This is a genomic window from Martinezella sp. CNPSo 3890 (genome assembly GCF_057784455.1).
Map to the genome: position 1 here is coordinate 594827 of NZ_JBXSOR010000001.1, position 20144 is coordinate 614970.

Annotated in this window: 22 protein-coding genes; 8 read left to right on the forward strand and 14 right to left on the reverse strand. The window is 61.1% G+C overall.

Features of this window, described 5'->3' with window-relative positions; translation table 11 throughout:
- Nucleotides 1-2: 2 nt before the first annotated feature.
- Entirely contained in the window at nucleotides 3-530 is a 528-nt protein-coding gene (locus AC13RC_RS02925) for a GNAT family N-acetyltransferase (protein WP_488556443.1), read from the forward strand.
- An 84-nt stretch (nucleotides 531-614) separates the two neighbouring features.
- Here the strand turns inward: AC13RC_RS02925 and AC13RC_RS02930 are convergent, their stop codons facing one another.
- Nucleotides 615-1529: a DMT family transporter gene (locus AC13RC_RS02930; protein WP_488556444.1), complete on the reverse strand. Its 915-nt coding sequence runs from the start codon at nucleotides 1527-1529 to the stop codon at nucleotides 615-617.
- Between the two features lie 144 nt (nucleotides 1530-1673).
- Between AC13RC_RS02930 and AC13RC_RS02935 the strand changes: the two genes are divergently transcribed.
- A complete protein-coding gene (locus AC13RC_RS02935; protein ID WP_112724385.1) occupies nucleotides 1674-2147 on the forward strand; it encodes an Lrp/AsnC family transcriptional regulator in 474 nt (157 codons plus the stop codon).
- Between the two features lie 65 nt (nucleotides 2148-2212).
- Here AC13RC_RS02935 and mgtE read toward each other — a convergent pair whose 3' ends face one another.
- Together mgtE and AC13RC_RS02945 are read right to left on the reverse strand one after the other, a co-directional pair.
- Nucleotides 2213-3586 (reverse strand): magnesium transporter, encoded by a 1374-nt coding sequence (gene mgtE, locus AC13RC_RS02940; RefSeq protein ID WP_113330823.1) that lies wholly within the window; start codon nucleotides 3584-3586, stop codon nucleotides 2213-2215.
- A 354-nt stretch (nucleotides 3587-3940) separates the two neighbouring features.
- Nucleotides 3941-4954, reverse strand: a complete 1014-nt coding sequence (locus tag AC13RC_RS02945; protein ID WP_488556445.1) for a zinc-binding alcohol dehydrogenase family protein — start codon at nucleotides 4952-4954, stop codon at nucleotides 3941-3943.
- A gap of 105 nt (nucleotides 4955-5059) precedes the next feature.
- Here AC13RC_RS02945 and AC13RC_RS02950 point away from each other — a divergent pair, with 105 nt between their 5' ends.
- Nucleotides 5060-5464 (forward strand): winged helix-turn-helix transcriptional regulator, encoded by a 405-nt coding sequence (locus AC13RC_RS02950; protein ID WP_488556446.1) that lies wholly within the window; start codon nucleotides 5060-5062, stop codon nucleotides 5462-5464.
- Here AC13RC_RS02950 and AC13RC_RS02955 read toward each other — a convergent pair.
- Complete coding sequence (locus AC13RC_RS02955; protein ID WP_488556447.1) at nucleotides 5429-6646, reverse strand: MFS transporter; 1218 nt, start codon at nucleotides 6644-6646, stop codon at nucleotides 5429-5431. The genes AC13RC_RS02950 and AC13RC_RS02955 overlap by 36 nt on opposite strands.
- Before the next feature lie 321 nt (nucleotides 6647-6967).
- Here AC13RC_RS02955 and AC13RC_RS02960 point away from each other — a divergent pair, with 321 nt between their 5' ends.
- Entirely contained in the window at nucleotides 6968-7915 is a 948-nt protein-coding gene (locus AC13RC_RS02960; RefSeq protein WP_488556448.1) for a diacylglycerol/lipid kinase family protein, read from the forward strand.
- Nucleotides 7916-7920: 5 nt separating this feature from the next.
- Here AC13RC_RS02960 and AC13RC_RS02965 read toward each other — a convergent pair whose 3' ends face one another.
- Nucleotides 7921-9261, reverse strand: a complete 1341-nt coding sequence (locus tag AC13RC_RS02965; protein ID WP_145631749.1) for a glutamine synthetase family protein — start codon at nucleotides 9259-9261, stop codon at nucleotides 7921-7923.
- A 286-nt stretch (nucleotides 9262-9547) separates the two neighbouring features.
- Here AC13RC_RS02965 and AC13RC_RS02970 point away from each other — a divergent pair, with 286 nt between their 5' ends.
- On the forward strand, nucleotides 9548-10915 hold the full coding sequence (locus AC13RC_RS02970; protein WP_488556449.1) for an aspartate aminotransferase family protein: 1368 nt from the start codon (nucleotides 9548-9550) through the stop codon (nucleotides 10913-10915).
- A gap of 31 nt (nucleotides 10916-10946) precedes the next feature.
- Here AC13RC_RS02970 and AC13RC_RS02975 read toward each other — a convergent pair whose 3' ends face one another.
- Nucleotides 10947-11966: a glycosyltransferase family 2 protein gene (locus tag AC13RC_RS02975; protein ID WP_173002505.1), complete on the reverse strand. Its 1020-nt coding sequence runs from the start codon at nucleotides 11964-11966 to the stop codon at nucleotides 10947-10949.
- A gap of 96 nt (nucleotides 11967-12062) precedes the next feature.
- Here AC13RC_RS02975 and AC13RC_RS02980 point away from each other — a divergent pair, with 96 nt between their 5' ends.
- On the forward strand, nucleotides 12063-13031 hold the full coding sequence (locus AC13RC_RS02980) for a lysylphosphatidylglycerol synthase domain-containing protein (protein WP_145320653.1): 969 nt from the start codon (nucleotides 12063-12065) through the stop codon (nucleotides 13029-13031).
- 16 nt (nucleotides 13032-13047) lie between these two features.
- Here AC13RC_RS02980 and AC13RC_RS02985 read toward each other — a convergent pair whose 3' ends face one another.
- Genes AC13RC_RS02985 through AC13RC_RS03000 form a run of 4 tightly spaced genes read right to left on the reverse strand, consistent with a single transcriptional unit; the run spans nucleotide 13048 to nucleotide 15431 of the window.
- Nucleotides 13048-14292 carry an RNA polymerase sigma factor gene (locus tag AC13RC_RS02985; RefSeq protein ID WP_488556745.1) on the reverse strand — a complete coding sequence of 415 codons (1245 nt, stop codon included), beginning with the start codon at nucleotides 14290-14292 and terminating at the stop codon, nucleotides 13048-13050.
- An 11-nt stretch (nucleotides 14293-14303) separates the two neighbouring features.
- Nucleotides 14304-14681, reverse strand: coding sequence for a YciI family protein (locus tag AC13RC_RS02990; protein WP_113330833.1), 378 nt, complete (start codon nucleotides 14679-14681; stop codon nucleotides 14304-14306).
- 17 nt (nucleotides 14682-14698) lie between these two features.
- On the reverse strand, nucleotides 14699-15061 hold the full coding sequence (locus AC13RC_RS02995; RefSeq protein ID WP_152096012.1) for a YciI family protein: 363 nt from the start codon (nucleotides 15059-15061) through the stop codon (nucleotides 14699-14701).
- A 10-nt stretch (nucleotides 15062-15071) separates the two neighbouring features.
- The gene (locus AC13RC_RS03000; protein WP_113354050.1) at nucleotides 15072-15431 is read right to left on the reverse strand and encodes a YciI family protein; all 360 of its coding nucleotides are present in this window, start codon (nucleotides 15429-15431) and stop codon (nucleotides 15072-15074) included.
- Between the two features lie 156 nt (nucleotides 15432-15587).
- Between AC13RC_RS03000 and AC13RC_RS03005 the strand changes: the two genes are divergently transcribed.
- Nucleotides 15588-15818, forward strand: coding sequence for a hypothetical protein (locus AC13RC_RS03005; protein ID WP_488556450.1), 231 nt, complete (start codon nucleotides 15588-15590; stop codon nucleotides 15816-15818).
- A 16-nt stretch (nucleotides 15819-15834) separates the two neighbouring features.
- Here AC13RC_RS03005 and AC13RC_RS03010 read toward each other — a convergent pair whose 3' ends face one another.
- From AC13RC_RS03010 to AC13RC_RS03020, 3 genes are all read right to left on the reverse strand, one after another.
- A complete protein-coding gene (locus tag AC13RC_RS03010) occupies nucleotides 15835-17337 on the reverse strand; it encodes an AMP nucleosidase (protein WP_112335670.1) in 1503 nt (500 codons plus the stop codon).
- Between the two features lie 119 nt (nucleotides 17338-17456).
- Entirely contained in the window at nucleotides 17457-17633 is a 177-nt protein-coding gene (locus AC13RC_RS03015; RefSeq protein ID WP_167376563.1) for a hypothetical protein, read from the reverse strand.
- A gap of 202 nt (nucleotides 17634-17835) precedes the next feature.
- The gene (locus AC13RC_RS03020; protein WP_488493787.1) at nucleotides 17836-18174 is read right to left on the reverse strand and encodes a DUF2147 domain-containing protein; all 339 of its coding nucleotides are present in this window, start codon (nucleotides 18172-18174) and stop codon (nucleotides 17836-17838) included.
- Nucleotides 18175-18637: 463 nt separating this feature from the next.
- Between AC13RC_RS03020 and AC13RC_RS03025 the strand changes: the two genes are divergently transcribed.
- Entirely contained in the window at nucleotides 18638-18901 is a 264-nt protein-coding gene (locus AC13RC_RS03025; RefSeq protein ID WP_015339268.1) for a sel1 repeat family protein, read from the forward strand.
- A 130-nt stretch (nucleotides 18902-19031) separates the two neighbouring features.
- Here AC13RC_RS03025 and AC13RC_RS03030 read toward each other — a convergent pair whose 3' ends face one another.
- Nucleotides 19032-20144: a pyridoxal phosphate-dependent aminotransferase gene (locus AC13RC_RS03030; RefSeq protein WP_488556451.1), complete on the reverse strand. Its 1113-nt coding sequence runs from the start codon at nucleotides 20142-20144 to the stop codon at nucleotides 19032-19034.

Genomic DNA, 20144 nt, shown 5'->3' on the forward strand with positions numbered 1-20144 from the left:
CGATGACGGAGATCGAACAAGGCGCCTGGACGATCCGTTCGGCCAGGGCCAACGAACTGCATCTGCTCGCGGCCATCGAGATCGATGCCTTCTGGGCTCTGCATGAGGCCGGCGCGGTTGCTTGCGAGCCGACGTCCCTGCCTCTCGACGTGTTGGAGCAATCCCTTGCGGAAGGCTTGCTGTTCGTTGCCGTCGACGATGAAGATCGGTCGTTCGGCTTTCTGGCCGGCGTTATGAAAGATAGCTCGGTTCACATCGCAGAACTCGATGTCGTCAGGCGTTGGCAGAAGCGAGGCGTCGGACGGCGGCTGATGGAAGCTGCGATTGCGGCGGCGAAAACGCAAGGGGCCGCTGGCGTCACTTTGACGACGGACCGGCAGGTGGCTTTCAACGCGCCATTCTATGCCTCGATGGGGTTTCGCATTCTGGATAACGAGGACAGGCCGGCCGTTCTCACTCAGATACTTGAGCATGAGATTGCTCACGGCGCCGATCCAGCGAGGCGTGTGGCCATGGCGCTCCGATTTTGATCCAATTCATGAATTTCGTCGGAACAAATAAAAAGGGCGGTTCAGCATTTTGCTGAACCGCTCCAAGTCTCTGTAAGATAGGGATTAGTGCTGGGCGGGCTTGCGAGCAAGCAGGCCAGTGGAGAGGGCAACGCCGGCGCCGGTCACGATTGCGGCTGCAATGCCAGCCAGTCCGATTTCCTCGCCGAGCAGAAAGCCGCCGCCGATCGTGGCAAGGACGGGGGTGATGGCGGTGAAGGCTGCGGCCTGGGTGCCACCGAGAGCCTGGACGGCGAGGCCATAGGCGAGGGTGGCGGCAAGGCCAGACAGCAGGCCCTGGCTGACGATCTGCAGGCCGATTTCCGGCAGCGGCACGGAGGCAAGCGAGCTGCCGAAGACAGCGGCCAGGCCGACATGGATCAGGAACGACCAGACGGCGATGATGGCGCTCGACTGCAGGGCGCTCAGGCCGGAGCGGCGGAAGGCATGCGTGTAGCTTGCCCAGAGCACGGCCGACAGCGGCAGCAGGGTAAAGCCCTCCCAGGAGATCTGCACGCCATAGAGGCTGCGTGCCAGGAGGATCACGACGCCGGCGACGATGCCGCCAAGGCCGAGCCAGCGGGTGATATCAAGCCGCTCGCGGAACAACAGCACACCAATCAGGGCAGTTGCCAGCGGCATGGAGCCGCCGAGCAGGATGCCGGCCGACGAGGCGGGCGTGAACTGGATGGCAAGCGTGGTCAGCTGGAAGAAGAGGGCGCCGGAGCCGCAGACCATCAGCGCGAGCAGTTTCAGTGGCACGCCCTTCGGCAGCAGGCCCGTCTTCCACCAGACGGGAGCGAGCACGAGGGCCGGCACGCCGTAGCGGATGAGGCCGAGATCGATGGTGCCCATCTGCGTTTCGGCCGTGTGGCGGGTGGCAAGAATCCAGTTTGCCCAGATCAAGACGGTAACGATGGCGCCGGCATAGCCGACCATGGTGGGGGTTGCCTTGCGGGTGGAGAGAGACAAAGCGGTCATCGACATATCCTTTCCAACGATCCGGTTATCTTTCGAATGAGGAAAAGATAGTCCCGAAGGCCGAGGCATGTCCTTGCTAGTTATGGCTCGAAAATCGTGCTATCAGCAATAAACTGCCAATTTGCAAGTCAGAGTTTCTCAAATATGCCAAAGCTGGATAAATTCGATATCGCGATCCTCAACTGCCTTCAGGAGGATGCGCGCGCCACCAATGTCGAGATCGCCGAGCGGGTAAATCTCTCGCCGTCTCCTTGCCTCAGGCGCATTCGCAATCTGGAAAAATCCGGGCTTTTGCGCGGCTATCGCGCGGATATTGACCGCAAGGAGGCCGGCCTCGGTCTCACGGTCTTCGTGGAACTCAAGGTAGGCCATCATTCGAAGGAGAATTCCGAGACGCAGCAGGCAGCATTGCTCGCCATTCCGGAAGTCGTCGCCTGCCATCTGATTTCGGGTACGGCCGATTTCCTGGCTGAGGTCGTGGTGGAGGATTTGGCCGCCTATGAGAAGGTGATGTCGGAAAAGCTGCTTGTCCTTCCAGGCGTGGTCGATCTGCGCTCGAACTTCGCGATTCGCACGATCAAGACCAACGGTGCTCTGAAATTGCCGCAGCCTGAATGAAATAGCCGGAGTAACAATGAAAAAGGGCCGTTGCCGGCCCCTTTGCGATGAGAGTTTGATTATCCTCAGAGCATCGTTCCGCTGAGGATCAGCAGGGCAACCGAGAAGTAGATCACCAGGCCGGTAACATCGACGAGCGTCGCGACGAAGGGTGCTGATGCGCTGGCTGGATCGAGGCGCAGCTTCTGCAGAACGAAGGGCAGCATAGAGCCGGCAAGCGAGCCGAAGGTGACGATGCCGATCAGGGCCGCGAAGACGGTGAAAGCGACCAGCTGCCAATGCGGGCCGTAATCGAAGAGGCCGATATTCTGCCAGAGCACGATGCGGGCAAAGCCGACGAGGCCGAGGATCGCGCCGAGCACGATGCCTGTCGGCAGTTCGCGGAACGCCACGCGCCACCAGTCCGAAAGCTTGAGCTCGCCGAGCGCCAACGCCCGGATGATCAGCGAGGTCGCCTGCGACCCGGAATTGCCGCCCGAGCTCATGATGAGCGGGATAAAGAGCGTCAGCACGACAGCCTTTTCCAGCTCGCCTTCGAAGTGCTGCATGGCACTTGCGGTCAACATCTCGCCGAGGAAGAGGGCGGCAAGCCAGCCGGCGCGCTTGCGGATCATGCCCGCAAAGCTGATCTTCATATAGGGCTGACCGAGGGCCTCCATACCACCGAACTTCTGGGCGTCCTCGGTCGTATCGGCGATCATCGTATCGATGACGTCATCGACGGTGACGATGCCGAGCATATGGCCCTTGTCGTCGACGACAGGCAGCGCCAGAAGATCGTGACGGCGGATCAGGCGCGCGACATCCTCCTGCTTCATCAGCGGCGGTGCCGTAACCGGCACGCCCTTCTGGGCCACCGTCAGGATACAGGCATCGGGCTCGCCGGTGATGAGGCGGCGCAGCGTCACGACGTGCAGCAGCACATGCGTCTCGTCATCGAGCACATAGATGGCATAGACCGTTTCGCGGGAGCGCTCGACCTGGCGAACGTGATCGAGCGTCTGGGCGACCGTCCAGCTCGCGAAAACGCTGACGAATTCCGTCGTCATGATGCCGCCGGCTGTGCGCGGCGGATAGCCCATCAGGCCCTGGATCGCCTGCCTTGCATGTTCGTCAAAGGTCGCGAACAGCCGGGCGCGTGCGTCGACATCCATTTCGAGCAGCACGTCGGCGACGCGGTCGTTGGACATGCCATGCAGCAGGCGCGCGGCATCTGCGTTGCCCATGACTTCGAGAATGGCGGGTGCGTTGCGCAGCTCCGGCCGGTCGAGAATGCGCACGGCGCGCTCTTCCGGCATTTTGGCGAGAATGCGGGCAGCCTCCGCTACGTCCGTTGCGTTCAGAGCCTCGACGCGTTCCGCAATGGTGACGGCGCGATTATTATTGATGAATGCACGAGCGGCATTGCCGGCCCGCGCGGGAAAGCTGTTGATGTTCATTATAGCTCGCCTTTCCGGTCGATCCGCCGTCGTAGCGGATCGTGGCGAGCCGACAGGAGTCGGTTAGTGCACGAATGCTACTGACGGCAAAGGCAATCGACTACTACTGTCGCTAGGCATCGAAAGATGGCTCCGGTTAATCGGTATGGAAAACGCTGTTCCCCACGTGCGGAGAAGTCGCGCCGAAGGCATGAAAAGTCAAGAGGCGGACACGCCTAAATGCTCGATCCTGCGATAAAAATTTGTTTAGGCGGCTGCAAATTTTTGCGATGCAACAAAACCTGATGCAAATGCGTTAAAACGAAGCGGCCGGACGACATTCGCCCGGCCTGATCTGTCGCGGATATTGGCGGCTCAGAAGCCTGCCAGAACGACCTTGCCCTTCATCTTGCCGGTCTCGACGAGGGCATGCGCCTTCTTGAGATTGGCGGCGTTGATCGCGCCTGCGGTCTCCGTCAGGGTCGAGCGAATCTTGCCGGAATCCACCAGTTCGGCGATCTTCGTCAGCAGCTTGTGCTGCTCGATCATGTCGGCGGTGTTGAAGAGCGGACGAGTGAACATCAGCTCCCAATGGGTTGATACCGCCTTGCGCTTGAAGGGCACGACATCAAGGGTTTTCGGGTCGTCGATCAGGGCGAAGCGGCCTTGCGGCGCAATGGCTTCGACGATCGAGCCGACATGATCAGACGTGTTGGTCGTAGAGAAGACGAAGGCCGGAGCACCGATGCCGAGCGCTTCGATCTGCGGCGCAAGTGGTTTCGAGTGGTCGATGACATGGTGCGCGCCCAATTCCTTCACCCAAGCCTGCGTTTCCGGCCGGGATGCCGTAGCGATGATGGTGAGATCGGTCAGCGCGCGTGCAATCTGGATGGCGATCGATCCAACCCCGCCGGCTCCGCCGATGATAAGGATGGCATTGGCGGCGCCGGGAACCGGATCCTGCACCTTCAGCCGATCGAAGAGTGTCTCGTAGGCCGTGATCGAGGTCAGCGGCAGCGCGGCGGCCGCCGGAAAATCGAGACTCTTTGGCTTGGCGCCGACGATGCGCTCGTCGACCAGATGGAATTCAGCGTTGGAGCCGCCGCGATTGATGGCGCCCGCATAGAAGACTTCGTCTCCCGGCTTGAACATGGTGACGTCTGGCCCGACCGCCTTGACGATGCCGGCAGCATCCCAGCCGATGACCTTGTATTCACCCTCCGGCGGGGCGACATTGGAACGGACTTTGACATCGACCGGATTGACGGAAACGGCCTTCACTTCGACGAGCAGATCATGACCCTCTGCCTCGGGCATCGGCAGTTCGATGTCGATCAGGGATGTTTCTGCGGAGATGGGTTGTGGCTGCTGGTAGGCGACTGCGCGCATGGGAGAAGCTCCTGGGTTGGTTGCACAGAGGCTAGATGCGCATTATCCTCAAAAGGCGCAAGAATGCACATTTTCTGTACGTAGATACAAAAAGGATACTGTCAAATGTCGGTTCCCCGCTCCAAGCTTGTCGGCAATTTCCCCGGATGCCCGGTCGAGGCGACGCTGAGCGTGCTCGACGGCAAATGGAAGGGTGTGATCCTGTTTCACCTGATGGATGGAACGCTGCGCTTCAACGAAATCCGCCGCAAGCTGCCGTCGGTAACGCAGCGCATGTTGACCAAGCAATTACGGGAATTGGAAGAATCCGGGCTGCTATCACGCACCGTCTTTCCGGTCGTGCCGCCGCGCGTCGATTATGCGCTGACGCCGCTTGGCGCCAGCCTGGGGCCGATCATCAAGGCGATGGCCGTTTGGGGCGAGGAGAATGTATTTTGCCGCGATGGGCGCCAGCAGCTGGGCGCCCCCGGCATGTCATGCGCGCCCGGTGCGGCGCTCCAGGCCAACTGAAACGGCGAAGACGGCGAGGCCTGCAACGGAAAGCACCGCGCCGACATAGCCGGTGGCCGCAGCCGTAAAGCCCCAGGAGATCACCAGCCCGCCAAGCCAGGCGCCGAGCGCATTGGCGATATTGAAGGCGGAATGATTGGAGGCGGCGGCCAGCGTCTGTGCGTCGGCAGCTACGTCCATCAGGCGGGTCTGTACGGCGGGGCAGGCGGCAAAGCCGCAGCCGATCAGGAAGACGCAGACGCAGAGCATGATCGGGTTAGCTGCCGTCAGCGAAAAGAGCGTCATGATGACGATGTTGAAGATCATCATGCCGCCGATCGTTCCTTTGATCGATATATCGCCGAGGCGAGAGCCGACGATGTTACCGACATTCATGCCGATGCCGAAGAGTGCCAACACGACCGGCACCATGGCGGAGCCGAGGCCGGCGACATCGGTCGTGGTCGTCGCGACGTAGCTGAAGATCGAAAACATGCCGCCGAAGCCGACGGCGGCGACTCCAAGCGAAAGCCAGACCTGGATGCGCTTCAGTGCGCCGAGCTCGCGCGTAATGCTCGCGCCTTCCTCAACCTTGTCTTTGGGGAGGAAGAGGGCGATCAGCAGCATGGTGGCTAGGCCGATAGCGCCAACCATCATGAAGGCTGCGCGCCAATTCAGAAGCTGTCCGAGGAAAGTCGCGATCGGCGTGCCGATCAGTGTCGCGATCGTGAGGCCGAGCATCACCTGGCCGACGGCGCGCACGCGGCGATGGACCGGCACCATCGAGGCAGCTACGAGCGCGGCAACGCCGAAATAGGCGCCATGCGGCAGGCCGGTGATGAAGCGCAGTGCCGTGAAGCTTTCGAAAGTGGGTGCGAAGGCGCTGGAAATATTGCCGGCGGCAAAGATCGCCATCATCAGGAGGAGCAGCGTGCGGCGCGCCATCTTTGCGGCGAGCACGGCGATGATGGGTGCACCGACGACGACGCCGAGCGCATAGGCGCTGATCACATGACCTGCTTCCGGAGTGGTAACGCCGAAGGTGTCGGCTACATTCGGTAAGAGTCCCATGATGACGAATTCGCCCGTGCCAATACCGAAGCTGCCGACGGCCAGCGCCAAAGTCACCAGCGCGATCGCGGTGCGCGACGGTGCTTCGAGGGTGGTTTGGGTATCGAGGACCTCGGCGGTAATATCGCTCACGAAAACTCCTTGGGCGGCACACGAAGGTCAAGCGCCGCGCATCAGGCGGCAAATCCCGGCATTCGGCGCTCAGTGCATCAAAATGGAATAAGGGACAGGCGGGTATGGACACACCCTCGTTGATACTATCAATGAGAGCAATGTTCCTGTCGCGTGCATTTTTCGCAGTGCAGCATGTCCGATCGTGCATAAGTGCGCCGCGGCGACCGGGCGAAACGGCCGCAGTGCTTGAAATCATTCCATCCAAAACCATCTGAGAAGAAGCGCACGGGGCCTTAGCCCCTCAGAAATATAGTTTGCGGGAAGACCGAGAGCCCCCCGATGAAGTTGATCGGCTTTTTCAATCGCGATGGCGGAACGTTCCGCACGACCGACATGGCTGCCTATGAAAGGAAAGCGGAACAGGTCTTCCGCGAGGCCGGTCATGATTTCGAAGCCGTGGTCGTGGAGGGACGCAACATCGTGGCGGCGATGGAACGCGCGGCGCGCCGTGACGATATTGACGGCATTGTCGCCGGCGGCGGCGATGGCACGATTTCGACCGCTGCCGCCATCGCCTGGAAGAATGGCGTCGCGCTCGGCGTGATTCCGGCCGGCACCATGAACCTCTTTGCCCGTTCGTTGCGGTTGCCGCTCGACATCTGGCAGACGTTGAGCGTGCTCGCGACAGGCGAGGTCGACAATGTCGATATCGGCAGCGCTAACGGACGCGCCTTCGTGCATCAGTTCTCGGCAGGCTTGCATGCGCGCATGGTACGCTATCGCAACGGCTACACCTATCGCTCGCGCATCGGAAAGATGTCGGCCAGCACGCGGGCTGCTTTCGGCGTCATCGCCAATCCCCCGGAATTCGACGTCGACTTCGAGGCCGGCGGTATCCGCGAGCGCCGGCATGTCTCGGCGATCTCGGTCTCGAACAATCCCTTTGGCGCCAATGCGCTGCTTTACGCCGACAGCCTGCGCAGCGGCGAACTGGGCTTCTACACGGCAAAGCCTCTGCGGCCGCTCGGCGTCGCCCGGCTTGCCATCGACATGCTGCGCGGCCGGGTTCGTGAGAACGCCGATGTCATGGTCATGCATGCGCCGGAAGTGCATCTGCACTTTCCGAAGCTGCGCCAGCTTGCCAACTGCGTCATGGATGGCGAGTTGCTGCCCCTCGAGCGTGATGTGACGCTCAAGGTGCATCCGGGCGAGCTCAAGGTGATGGTCCGCGAAGGGACCGCCGCGCGTGTCCAGAGCGAGGGTGCCGTCGATAGCCTCGCCGTCTGACGTCGTCAGAGACGCGGCAGATAGGTGCGATAATCGAAATCGGAAACGGTGCGCAGATAGCGGATCGCCTCCTTCTGCTTGGTATCGCCATAGAGCCTTTGATATTGCTCGCCGAACACATCGGCAATGAAGGCTGACGTTCGGAAGCGCTCCACCGCAGTCAGAAAATCATGCGTCAGCTTGGGCGCGTCGGCCGGCACATAAGCCGGCGTCGTCTCCTCACCGGGATCGAGGTCGTTCTGCACGCCGAGCAGCATGCCGCCGAGGATTGCCGCCAGCATGAGATAGGGATTGGCATCCGCACCGGCGACACGGTGCTCGATGCGTGCACCCGGCCCGTCCTTTTCGGGAATGCGCACAGCCGTGCCGCGATGGCCGAAGCCCCAGGTCAGATCGACGGGGGCAAAGGAGCCTGGTTGGAAGCGGCGGTAGGAATTGGCATAGGGCGCAAAAACCAGCTGCGCGTCCTGCAGCGTCTGTAGCAGCCCTGCGCAGATCGACTTCAGCCTCTTCGGCTCGCCGCCAGCTGCATCGAGGACATTGCGCCCTTGAGCGTCGATTATACTCGCATGCACGTGCAGTCCCGAGCCGGCATGGTCTGTATAGGGCTTGGCCATGCAGGTCGATTTCAGGCCGTGCTTGCGCGCCGCCTGCTCGGCCACGCGCTTCAGCATGACGCAATCATCTGCAGCGGCCAGCGCATCGGGGCGATGTAGAAGGTTCACTTCGAACTGGCCGGGGCCGAATTCCGCCGTCGTTGCGTCCGCCGGCAACTCTTGAGCCCGCGCATAGGCACGCAAGGTTTCAAGATAGCCATCAAGGAGATCGACGGCATCCATGTCGTAAAGCTGAAAGCCGTTCGGTTCGCCCCGGTAGGTCAGGGCCGGCGGCGGCGATGGGATGCCTTTGTCGCGCCAGTCTCCGGCCAGAAGGTAGAATTCCAGCTCGGTCGCGATGACGGGCGTCAGGCCAAGCGCCTTGTAGCGATCAACGACGGCGGCAAGAATGGCACGCGGGTCCTGGAAGCTCGGGCGGCCATCGAGCTCATGCATGGTGGCGAGCACCTGCTTCGATCCCGCTGGTGCCCAAGGCATGTCGGCGAGCGTACGCTGGTCGGCAACGCAGGTTCCGTCGGGATCTCCGATCGTCATTGAAAGGCCGGTAAATTCGTCATTGTCATAGCCCCAGATATCGAGCGATTGTGTCGAAGTCGGCAGCCGTACGGCACCGGACCAGACCTTCTTTTCGGCTGAAATCGGTATCTGCTTGCCGCGCAGCCGGCCGTTCATGTCCGAAATCAGCACTTCGATGCGCGCGTTACCTTCGGTTGCGTTGTCGGCCGCCATGCTCTTGTAAATCCCCCATGCTCACGGCATGGTCGTAAACCAAGATAGCTTTCAGTCAAGTGTGGCTGCGTAGCGGTTTCGTGCCCGGTCCCTCACCCTAGCCCTCTCCCCGCATGTGCGGGGAGAGGGGACTTTCTGATGCTCAGCCTCGCACGTAGCGGCATGGGCAGGATAACCCCCTCTCCCCGTTTGAGGGGAGAGGGCTGGGGTGAGGGACCATGCACATAATCTCAGCGTCCGTAGATTTGCCTGACCAGCCGAAATTCAAACAGGGTTCCATTCAACCATGTCCGACACGCCAAGCCGCTCCAATCTCGCCGCCCTCGATGCCGCCCATCACCTCCATCCCTTCGCGGATATGCGCAAGCTCAATGCCGAAGGTGCGCGCGTCATCCAGCGCGGTGAGGGCGTCTATATTTTCGATGCGGAAGGGCGGAAGTATCTGGATGGTTTCGCCGGTCTCTGGTGCGTGAACATCGGCTACGGCCGCACCGAAATCGCCGATGCCGTCGCCAGGCAGATGAACGAGCTGCCCTATTACAATACCTTCTTCGGCACCACCACGACACCCGCGACGCTGCTTGCCGAAAAGGTCTGCGCCCATGCCGGGCCGCAGTTCAACCATGTCTTCTTCACCAATTCCGGCTCCGAGGCCAACGACACTTGGTTCCGCATGGCGAGGGTCTACTGGGCTGCCGTAGGCAAGCCGACGAAGAAGACCATCATTGCCCGTAAGAACGGCTATCACGGCTCCACGGTCGCCGGCGCCAGCATGGGCGGCATGAAATACATGCACGAGCAGGGTGATCTGCCGATCCCGGGCGTCGTCCATATCGGCCAGCCCTATTGGTATGCCGAGGGCGGCGATCTCTCGCCGGAGGAATTCGGCCTGAAGATGGCTCGTGAGCTTGAAGCCAAGATCGATGAGTTGGGTGAGGATAATGTCGCGGCTTTCGTCGCCGAGCCGGTTCAGGGTGCCGGCGGCGTTATCATTCCGCCTTCGACCTATTGGCCCGAGATTGCCCGCATCTGCAAGGCAAGGAACATCCTGCTCGTCTGCGATGAAGTCATCTGCGGCTTCGGTCGTCTCGGCGCATGGTTCGGCCATCAGCATTTCGGCGTCGAGCCCGATCTCGTGCCGATCGCCAAGGGGCTGTCGTCAGGCTACTTGCCGATCGGCGGCGTGCTCGTCAGCGATCGCATCGCCGATGTGCTGATCAACGAAGTCGGCGAATTCAATCATGGCTTCACCTATTCCGGCCACCCCGTTTGCGCGGCCGCCGCCCTCGAAAATCTGCGGATCATCGAAGAAGAAAAGCTGATCGAGCGTGTGCGCGACGATATCGGCCCTTACTTCTCCAAGGCTTGGGGCAGCCTCGCCGATCACGACATGGTCGGCGAAGCCGCCAGCATCGGCCTCATGGGCGGCTTGCAGCTTGCCGCGGAGAAATCGACACGCCGCCGCTTTGAAAAGCCGGATGCAATCGGCTCCGCTGTTCGCAACCATGCTTTGGCGAACGGCCTGGTGCTGCGCGCCACCGGCGACCGCATGCTGGCCTCGCCGCCGCTCGTCATCAGCCACGAGGAAGTGGATGCCATGGTGCGCATCGCGCGCGGCGCGCTCGATGCCGTCTGGGCGGAAGTGAAGTCGTAGCTTTATCACCGCCCGGTTGATCTACCGGAGTCTAAGCGTCCTGGTGATCTCGATCGAAGATCTTGCGCACGATATAGTTCGGCGAGAGATCGTCACGATAATAGATGCGGGCGATCATTTCGGCGAGGATGCCTGTCGTGATCATCTGCACCGACGACAGGAGCAGCACGACACCGACCATCAGCAGCGGGCGGCTGCCGATATCATCGCCGAAGATGAACTTGTCGATGAAGAGCCAGAGCAGGATCAAGCCGGCAAGCGCACCGAGGCCGAGGCCGAGCGAACCGAAGAAATGCCCTGGCCGCGCCTTGTAACGCATGAAAAACATTACGGACAGCAGATCGAGGATGACGCGGAAGGTGCGGGAGATCCCGTATTTCGACGTGCCGTGCTGGCGGGCATGGTGAGTGACCGGGACTTCGCCGATCCGTGAGCTCGGCACGACGCCGGCGACCCAGGCGGGGATGAAGCGATGCATTTCGCCCATCAGCTTCACCTGCTTGATGATGGAGGAGCGATAGATCTTCAGGCTGCAGCCATAATCGTGCAGCTTGACGCCGGTGATGCGGCCGATCAGGTAGTTGGCGCACCAGGAGGGGATCTTGCGCAGAAGGAGCCCATCCTGGCGGTTCTTGCGCCAGCCGACGAGCAGGTCGAGCTGCCGCCGCTCCAGTTCCTCGACCATTGAAGGAATGTCCTTCGGATCGTTCTGCAGGTCGCCGTCCATGGTGGCGATGAGGCGGCCGTTCGCTGCATCGATGCCGGCCTGCATGGCCGCCGTCTGGCCGAAATTGCGCTGAAGCTCGACGATGCGCAGCGTCAGCCCTTCCTGCGAAAGCGACCGGCGGGCATTGACGAGCGTCGCGTCCGTGCTGCCGTCATCGACCAGGATCAGTTCCCAGGATTTGGCAAATCCCGCCATGGCGGAACAGATGCGCTCGATCAGCGGTCCGACGCTTTCTTCCTCGTTGAAGACGGGCACGACCAGCGAAAGCTCGAGAGGGCTTGCCGGATCGGCCTGGGGGAGGGTCGACTCTGCCGTTGTCTGCAACACTTCTTTCTCCTAAAAGACCGGCAGTACCTGCCGGACGGAACGAGCGAAAAGTCCGGTTTCAGCCTTCCGCTCGCATTTGGGTGCCCTAACTACATGAAGACTCCGACGGTTGCCAGCCGACAGAATTGGTTTATTCGCAACCGAATGACGCTCTTGACGCTCGCGGTCGTCCTTGCCTACGCCGCCTTCATCGAATGGTTTTGGGGCTGGAGCTCGATCCTGGCGCAATGGAGCAAGGTCGGCGCGCTGCCGATCCTTCTGGCGCTAGCACTTCTGACAAGCACCTATTTCCTGCGCACATGGCGCATCTACGATTACTTCCCGAAGGAAACCTCGGGCCGTTTTGCGGCGCTGTTTCGCGTGACGCAGGTTCATAATCTGCTGAATATCATGATGCCGTTCCGAACGGGGGAAACCAGCTTCCCGGTGCTGATGCGCTCCGAATTCGGAATTCCACTGGCCCGCGGCACCTCGGCGCTGTTCGTCATGCGGCTGCTCGACCTGCATGCGCTGCTGGCCGCGGCCGGCGTCGGCCTTGCACTTGCTTCGCCCTATCATGTCCTGGCCTGGATCGTATGGGCGGCTTTCCTGCTGCTGCCGGTCGCGGGTTTCGCTTCCCGGCGACCGCTAATCCGCCTTGCCGCCCGCATCCTGCCGAAAAAGGCGCAGGGGCTTGTGCATGAGCTGGAACGCGGTCTGCCGGTTGATGCCAGCGCCTTTGCGCGCGCCTGGCTGACGACCATCGTCAACTGGCTCGTCAAGGTCGTGGTGCTCGCTTGGGCGCTCGGCCTCATGAACGTCACGCCACTTTCGGCAAGCTTCGGTGGCGCACTCGGCGGCGAACTATCCTCAGTCCTGCCCGTGCATGCACCCGGAGGCGTGGGCACCTATCCGGCCGGCATTACCGCCGGTGCCATGGCCTTCGGTGCTTCGAGTGCAAAAGAGGCAATCGAAAATCTCGCGCAGGCCAGCATCAATGCTCACCTTCTGATCGTGGTATCGGCGCTAACAGGAACCGCGATCGGATTGCTGGTCTCACGCAAGCGCGCAACTGCGCCCTGAAAGATCACGACGCGCCTTAATGCCGGGTCGTCTTATCGTCAAGCTCGGCCAATCGCCTGCGCAAGAAGGCCTGCTCCGGCGCCTGCTGACAGAGCGATAGCGCCGTTTGGTAGGATTGCCGCGCCTGGTCCGTCCGGCCAAGCTGGCGCAGGAAATCCGCCTTCGCCGCATGGGTGAGATGATACCGTGCCATACGCTCCTCCCGCAACAGCCCGTCGACGATGGACAATGCCGTCGCAGGCCCGTCGCGCATGGAGATGGCCACCGCCCGATTGAGCTCGATCACAGGGGATGGGCTTGCGATCAGCAGCAGGTCGTAAAGTGTCACCAACTGTCGCCAGTCGGTGTCGTCGGCGGTTACGGCGCGTGCATGTTCCGCCGCGATCGCGGCCTGCAGGGCATAGCTGCCGACGCTCTCCGCTGACATGGCCCGCGCCGACAGCTGCAGGCCCTCGCGTATCTGGCCATGATCCCACAGCGCACGATCCTGATCGACGAGCAGAACGAGATCGCCGGAGGTATCGGTACGCGCATGCCGCCGCGAATCCTGCAGCAGCATGATTGCCAGTAGCCCCTCGACTTCCGAATCCGGCAATAGCTGCAGCAAAAGCCTGCCGAGCCGTATGGCCTCCGCAGCCAGATCGGCGCGCACGATCGCAGAGCCGGAGGAGGCCGAATAGCCCTCGTTGAAGACGAGGTAGATGACATGCAGCACCTGCGCCAGACGCTCCGGCAGCTCGGTCTTGCCGGGTACTTCATAAGGAATATTGGCGTCGCGGATGCGGTTCTTGGCGCGGACGATGCGCTGGGCGACGGTTGGAGCCGGGATCAGGAAAGCATGGGCTATCTCTTCCGTCGTCAGCCCGCAGACCTCGCGCAGCGCCATCGCCATGCGCGCCTCGGAGGCGATAAGCGGATGGCAGCAGGTGAAGATCAGCCGCAGCATGTCGTCTTCGATCTCTTCGTTTTCGGCGATTTCCATCGCCTCTCCCTCCGGATAAAGGCTGTCTGTAATGTCCGAGCGGGCCGCGTCGAAGCGCGTCCGGCGCCGGATATGATCGATGGCGCGGAAACGACCGGCGGAAACGAGCCAGGCATAGGGATTGGCCGGTATCGTCTCGTCAGTCCACTGCTGCGCCGCCGCCGCGAAAGCATCGTGGAGCGCTTCCTCGGCGCGGTCGAAATCACCGAGCAGACGGATCAGCGTTGCCAGCACGCGGCGCGAGTGGCTGCGGTAGATGCTTTCGATGGTTCGGTTCAGCGACATGGATGTCAGGATGTCTCCGCCAAGTCCCCCCGCAGGGTCAAGATGCGCACAGGGCGGATTTCGACGGCGCCGTAACGCGCCGAGGGAATGCGCTTGGCGATCCCGACTGCTTCCTCAAGATCGGGAGCTTCGATGAGGTAGAAGCCGGCCAGATGCTCCTTCGTCTCCGCGAACGGCCCGTCCGTTACCGAAAATGTGTCGCCGTCCGGACGGATGACGATCGATTTGTCTCGAAGCGCCAGCGCATCGGAAACGATCATGGTGCCGTCCCGCCGCAAGCCCTCATCAAAGATGAAGTGCTCGGCGATCAGATGGTTCATCTCGTTTGGCGTTAATCGTCCGTCGACATCGACCGTCGTGTAGATCAGGCATAGAAACCGCATGTCTTCTCCTCTCGCTGCTATTCGTTCGGAAAGCGGATGTCGAAGGCGGCGCGCACCTCGATCATGCCATAGCGGGCGACGGGAAAGGTGGCGGCGATCGCGGTCGCTTCCTCCATGTCCCGGGCCTCGATCAGAACGAAGCCGCCGAGATGCTCTTTCATTTCAGTGAAAGGGCCGTCCGTCACGGCGGTTTCGCCCCTGCGCACGCGAACTGTTTTCGCAGTTTCCGGTTCGCGCAGGGCATTGGCGACGATGAGGTGGCCGCTCTCGCGCAGCCGGTTGTCGCTATCGATCGAATCCTGGGTCAGCTTGCGCCCTTCTTCTTCGGAAAGCTTGGCGATTTCCGCGCTCTCGAACCATACCTGGCAAAGAAATTTCATCTGAACCTCCTCAAGCATCCGGGCCGAAGTTATGGATCGGCCGCACCTCGATCGCGCCCAGCTTGGCGAGCGGAATGCCCGCCGCAATCCGGATCGCATCGTTCAGATCCTTCGCCTCAATCAGGATGAAGCCGCCAAGATGTTCCTTGGTTTCGATGAAGGGGCCGTCCGTCACCGCCGTCTCCCCATTGCGGACCCGCACCGTTACCGCAGACTTTGGAGACTGTAGCGCTTCAGCCTGGATCATATTGCCGCTCGCCATCAGATCGCGATCATAGCCGAGCGAATCGGCATCGAGCTTTTGCTTTTCCTCCTTGGTCATGAGGTCGAGCCTCGTGCCATCGAACCAGACCTGGCAGAGATATTTCATCGCAGCGTCTCCTCTCTCAATTTGCTGACAGCCATAGACGAGCGGCTGCCAAGCAAATCGACATCCTCTTCCACAGCATGACAAAATTTTTTGAGGTTGTCGAAAAAGCCCGAACCCGGTCGACCAGTTCCGTCAACACCATAAGGAGAGACGGAAATGTACAGTCTGGAAGCCGCAATCGTGCATTACTGGCAGAAGAAGACGCTGTCGGAAGAGGAGCTGCTCGACGCAGCCGATGTCGGCAGGGTCGTGTTCCGCACCTGGATCGGCTTAGCGGGCTTTGCCCTGGTGATCCTGTGCCTGAGCTGGGGTGCACACCCGAACGACGAACGGCCGCAAGTCGCGGCCGCTGCCAATGTATATTCGTTGCCCGCGGATAGGCAATAGGGCGAAACCCTGTTGCTTACTGAAACGCCGTTTCGAAGAAGCTGCGCAGCTTGCGCGAATGCAGCGCTTCCGGCGGCATGGCGGCCAGCTTCTGGATGGCGCGGATGCCAATCTGCAAATGCTGATTGACCTGCGTGCGGTAGAAGGCGGTTGCCATACCCGGCAGCTTCAACTCGCCATGCAACGGCTTGTCGGAAACGCAGAGCAGCGTGCCGTAGGGAACACGGAAGCGGAAGCCGTTGGCGGCGATCGTGGCCGATTCCATATCGAGCGCGACAGCGCGGGCCTGCGAGAGCCGCTTCACCGGGCCTGCCTGATCGCGCAGCTCCCAGTTGCGGTTGTCGATGGTGCCGACCGTGCCCGTGCGCATGATGCGCTTCAGTTCGAAGCCTTCATAGCCGGTGATTTCGGCAACGGCCGCTTCAAGCGCCACCTGCACTTCGGCGAGCGCCGGGATAGGCACCCAGACCGGCAGGTCGTCGTCGAGAACATGGTCCTCGCGCATATAGGCATGGGCGAGCACGTAGTCGCCGAGCCGCTGGCTGTTGCGCAGGCCGGCGCAATGGCCGAGCATCAGCCAGGCGTGCGGGCGCAGCACGGCCACGTGGTCCGTGATCGTCTTGGCGTTGGAAGGGCCGACGCCGATATTGATCATGGTGATCCCGGCATGGCCCTTCTTCTTCAGATGGTAGGCCGGCATCTGCGGCAGCCGCGGCGCTGTCACATCGCCTTCCGGCTGGCTGGAGCCAGCCTTGGTGATGATGTTGCCCGGTTCGACGAACTCGGTATAGCCGTCGCCGCCGCTCGCCATCAGATCGCGCGCCCATTTGCAGAACTCGTCGATATAGAACTGGTAGTTCGTGAACAGCACGAAATTCTGGAAATGCGCGGCGCTGGTCGCCGTGTAGTGGACGAGGCGGGCCAGCGAATAATCGATGCGCTGCGCGGTAAATGGCGCAAGCGGCGAGGGCTCACCCGGCGGCGGGATATATTCGCCGTTGGCGATTTCGTCGTCTGTGGTGTTCAAGTCCGGTGTGTCGAAGAGGTCGCGCAGCGGAATGTCTTCGAAAATGCTCGCGGTTGCTTCCACATGAGCGCCTTCACCGAAGGCGAAATGAATCGGGATCGGCGTCGTCGATTCCGACACGACGACCGGAACATTGTGGCTGCGCATAAGCAGAGTCAGCTGTTCCTTGAGATAATGCTTGAAGAGCTGCGGGCGGGTGATCGTCGTCGTATAGACGCCGGGCGCCGTCACGTGGCCGTAGGAGAGACGCGAGTCGACATGGCCGAAGCTCGTCGTTTCGATGCTGACCTGCGGATAGAAAGCGCGGTAGCGCGCGGTGATCGGCGCGCCTTTGGCAAGCTTGGTGAAATTGTCGATCAGGAACGCGGTGTTGCGATCGTAAAGCTCCGTCAGCGCTTCGACGGCCTTGCCCGGATCATCGAAGGTCCGCGGCTGGAACGGGCTGGGGGAGGAGATGTCGAGGGGTGAAAAGGGAGAGATTCTGTTGCTCATGCGCCATTATAGAATGTCGTTGGTTACAAGCAAACGACGTTGCAACAAGCGGCTCGGATTCTCGCAGCTATTTTGGGAGCCGGTCAAGGGCCTGCGCGAGGATCGCGCGCAGGCGTTCTTTATTGCACTGTCGTGCAGTAAGGCGCACCAGTTTGCACGCAGGTGAAGCTTGCACCGAAGTGCGATTGTGCGCCGCTGCGACCGCCATGCTCGACCGCAACCGAGAAGCTGAATGCAAAGATGGCGGCAAACAGCATGATAACAACGAAGCGCCGCGCGATGATGATCGAGTCCATGTCCTTGGCCTACCCGTGCCCTATACTGGACACCGTTTTGCCATGGTCATGCTGAACAGGTGCTGAGATACCGGTTCATCCAGCGTTCATAAATATTACCGGATTCGAATGGTCGAATGAATCTTCCGCAGGCAAATAAAAGCCGCCTGCCAACCGGGGCGAGCAGGCGCAACAGCGCTTTCTGAAATAAGCAGGAGCCGTCTTAAAGCTTTGTCCAGGTCTGCGACTTGCAGAATACCTTCAGCACGCAGCCTTGCATCTTGATCTTGTTGCCACTGACCGTGCCGGAGCCGCTATAGGTCTTGTCTTCGGAGGGGTCGGTCAGTTCGCCCGTATAGCTGTCGCCCTTGCCCTGCATCTTGCCGATCTGCTTGCCGGCATATTTGCCGGTCTTCAGCGTCACGCAGTAGCTGTCGCCGCAGGGAGCAATGACGGCAGTATCGCCAGCGACGGTCTTCCAGTTGCCGACGATCGGCTCTTCGGCAAAGGCCGCGCTCGCGCTCAACAGCATCGCGGCAGCAAGAATGGTGGCACGGATCATGTTCTTATTCCTCCCCGGGCGCCATCCGGCTCCATGGCCGGAAACGTGGCGAGATTATCTAACGCGAACGTAAAGGTAAATATGATTTTCGGAACCCAAATACCCGCTTGTGCGGGTATCCGTGCGCCCTCGAAACACGACATCGAATTCAACTGCGCTCTTTTTGTGGTGAACGAAGGGTTTAAATCAAAATCCTAACGAAAGGTTAAGGCTGCGCGAAAATCCTTAATTTGCAAGGGAAGCGATGTTTAACAAAATCCCAAGTTTACCAAGCATTTGCACTTTGTTTGCATCGAATTAATCATGCATTTTAGGCGTTTTTTGAAAGCCGTCTGCGATAGTGAAGCCATCAAACGAGCGGGGCAAACCCGCCGGCCGGAAGAACCGGAAAGCCGCGAATGACGGCAAGGTTCGGACGGAAAACAGGGCAGATACGAACGGAAGTCAAACAGGGATAATAGCAATGGCACGCTTCGAAACGCCGATGTCTGGAAATGCCATGATGGGTGGTAACAGCGCCGATGCCCTTTGCGAACTGGGCGTGAACTACGCGACCGGCAGGGGCTGCAATGCGGACCTCGTTGCCGCCCATAAATGGTTGAATATCGCCGCCATCCGTGGCAGCGAGCGCGCGGCCGAGCTTCGCGCCGATGTCGCGGCGACCTTGACCAAGATGCAGCTCGCAGCCGCGCTGCGCGCCGCCCGCGAATGGATGACGACGCACTGAAGCGTGCCGCAAGCAGTAAGACTTCCTGACCTCTCAAGAGGGGATGTCGGCGGCTGACGGAGACGCCAGCCGAAATGATGAAAACCGCGACCGGCCGGGACAAGGCAGGCGTGGTTTCGTCGTTTCGGGCTTAACCGATCGCCTTCAGCACCTTCGGCAACGTCTCGGCGAAGAGATCGAGATCCCGCCTGGGTCCGACGCTGACACGGATGCAGCGGTTGAGCGGGGCCGCGCCCGGCATGCGGATGAAGACACCGTGCTGGATCAACCCGTCGACGATCGCGCGGGCATAAGTGCCGTCGCGGCCGCAATCGATGGCGACGAAATTGGTGGCGGAGGCGAGAGGCAAAAGCCCATTGTCGCGGGCGATCGTGCCGATCTCTTCGCGCGCAGCCCGGATCTTGCCGACTACTTCGGCAAGATAGGCCTGATCCTTCAGCGCGGCGAGCGCGGCCACGGTCGCAAGCCTGTTCATGCCGAAATGATTGCGGATCTTGTCGAAGGCCAGCACGGTCTCCGGCGCGCCGATGACATAGCCGACGCGGGCACCGGCAAGCCCATAGGCCTTGGAAAAGGTGCGGGTGCGCAAGACATTCGGCAGGTCGATCAGCGTGGAGATATCGGGCAGCGAGCTGGCAGGCCCGGTTTCGCTATAGGCTTCGTCGAGGATCAGCAGGCAATTGTCAGGCAGCGCACGGGCAAAGGCAACGATCTTGTCGGCATCCCACCAGCTGCCCATCGGATTGTCGGGATTGGCGAAATAGACGAGCGGCGCGTTTTCGCGCTTCACTGCTTCGAGCAGTCCATCAAGATCCTCGCGATCGTCGACATAGGGCACGGTGACGAGCCGGCCGCCGAACCCGGCGACATGGAAATTGAAGGTGGGATAGCCGCCGAGCGAGGTGACGACGGGCGTACCCGGCTCGATGACCATGCGCGCGATCAGGCCGAGCAGACTGTCGATCCCTTCGCCGACGGCGATATTGGCCGGCTGCACGCCAAGATGAGCGGCCAGCGCCTGCTTCAGCTCGAAATTCTCCGGATCATTATACATCCAGATATCGCCGGCGTTTTCGCGCATGGCCGCAATGACGGAGGGCGCCGGCCCGAAGCCGTTTTCATTGGCGCCGATACGGGCTTTGACCGTCAGCCCGCGCCGACGCTCCAGCGCCTCGGGGCCGACGAAAGGAACGGTGGAGGGCAGGGCGCTGATCAGCGGCGTGAAGCGCGAAAAGGCGGACAT

Coding starts and splice junctions, on each gene's coding strand:
- AC13RC_RS02925 (WP_488556443.1), top strand. CDS start 3: ATGACGGAGATCGAACAAGGCGCCTGGACGATCCGTTCGGCCAGGGCC.
- AC13RC_RS02930 (WP_488556444.1), bottom strand. CDS start 1,529: ATGACCGCTTTGTCTCTCTCCACCCGCAAGGCAACCCCCACCATGGTC.
- AC13RC_RS02935 (WP_112724385.1), top strand. CDS start 1,674: ATGCCAAAGCTGGATAAATTCGATATCGCGATCCTCAACTGCCTTCAG.
- mgtE (WP_113330823.1), bottom strand. CDS start 3,586: ATGAACATCAACAGCTTTCCCGCGCGGGCCGGCAATGCCGCTCGTGCA.
- AC13RC_RS02945 (WP_488556445.1), bottom strand. CDS start 4,954: ATGCGCGCAGTCGCCTACCAGCAGCCACAACCCATCTCCGCAGAAACA.
- AC13RC_RS02950 (WP_488556446.1), top strand. CDS start 5,060: ATGTCGGTTCCCCGCTCCAAGCTTGTCGGCAATTTCCCCGGATGCCCG.
- AC13RC_RS02960 (WP_488556448.1), top strand. CDS start 6,968: ATGAAGTTGATCGGCTTTTTCAATCGCGATGGCGGAACGTTCCGCACG.
- AC13RC_RS02965 (WP_145631749.1), bottom strand. CDS start 9,261: ATGGCGGCCGACAACGCAACCGAAGGTAACGCGCGCATCGAAGTGCTG.
- AC13RC_RS02970 (WP_488556449.1), top strand. CDS start 9,548: ATGTCCGACACGCCAAGCCGCTCCAATCTCGCCGCCCTCGATGCCGCC.
- AC13RC_RS02980 (WP_145320653.1), top strand. CDS start 12,063: ATGAAGACTCCGACGGTTGCCAGCCGACAGAATTGGTTTATTCGCAAC.
- AC13RC_RS02990 (WP_113330833.1), bottom strand. CDS start 14,681: ATGCGGTTTCTATGCCTGATCTACACGACGGTCGATGTCGACGGACGA.
- AC13RC_RS02995 (WP_152096012.1), bottom strand. CDS start 15,061: ATGAAATTTCTTTGCCAGGTATGGTTCGAGAGCGCGGAAATCGCCAAG.
- AC13RC_RS03000 (WP_113354050.1), bottom strand. CDS start 15,431: ATGAAATATCTCTGCCAGGTCTGGTTCGATGGCACGAGGCTCGACCTC.
- AC13RC_RS03005 (WP_488556450.1), top strand. CDS start 15,588: ATGTACAGTCTGGAAGCCGCAATCGTGCATTACTGGCAGAAGAAGACG.
- AC13RC_RS03010 (WP_112335670.1), bottom strand. CDS start 17,337: ATGAGCAACAGAATCTCTCCCTTTTCACCCCTCGACATCTCCTCCCCC.
- AC13RC_RS03015 (WP_167376563.1), bottom strand. CDS start 17,633: ATGGACTCGATCATCATCGCGCGGCGCTTCGTTGTTATCATGCTGTTT.
- AC13RC_RS03020 (WP_488493787.1), bottom strand. CDS start 18,174: ATGATCCGTGCCACCATTCTTGCTGCCGCGATGCTGTTGAGCGCGAGC.
- AC13RC_RS03025 (WP_015339268.1), top strand. CDS start 18,638: ATGGCACGCTTCGAAACGCCGATGTCTGGAAATGCCATGATGGGTGGT.
- AC13RC_RS03030 (WP_488556451.1), bottom strand. CDS start 20,144: ATGTCCGCCTTTTCGCGCTTCACGCCGCTGATCAGCGCCCTGCCCTCC.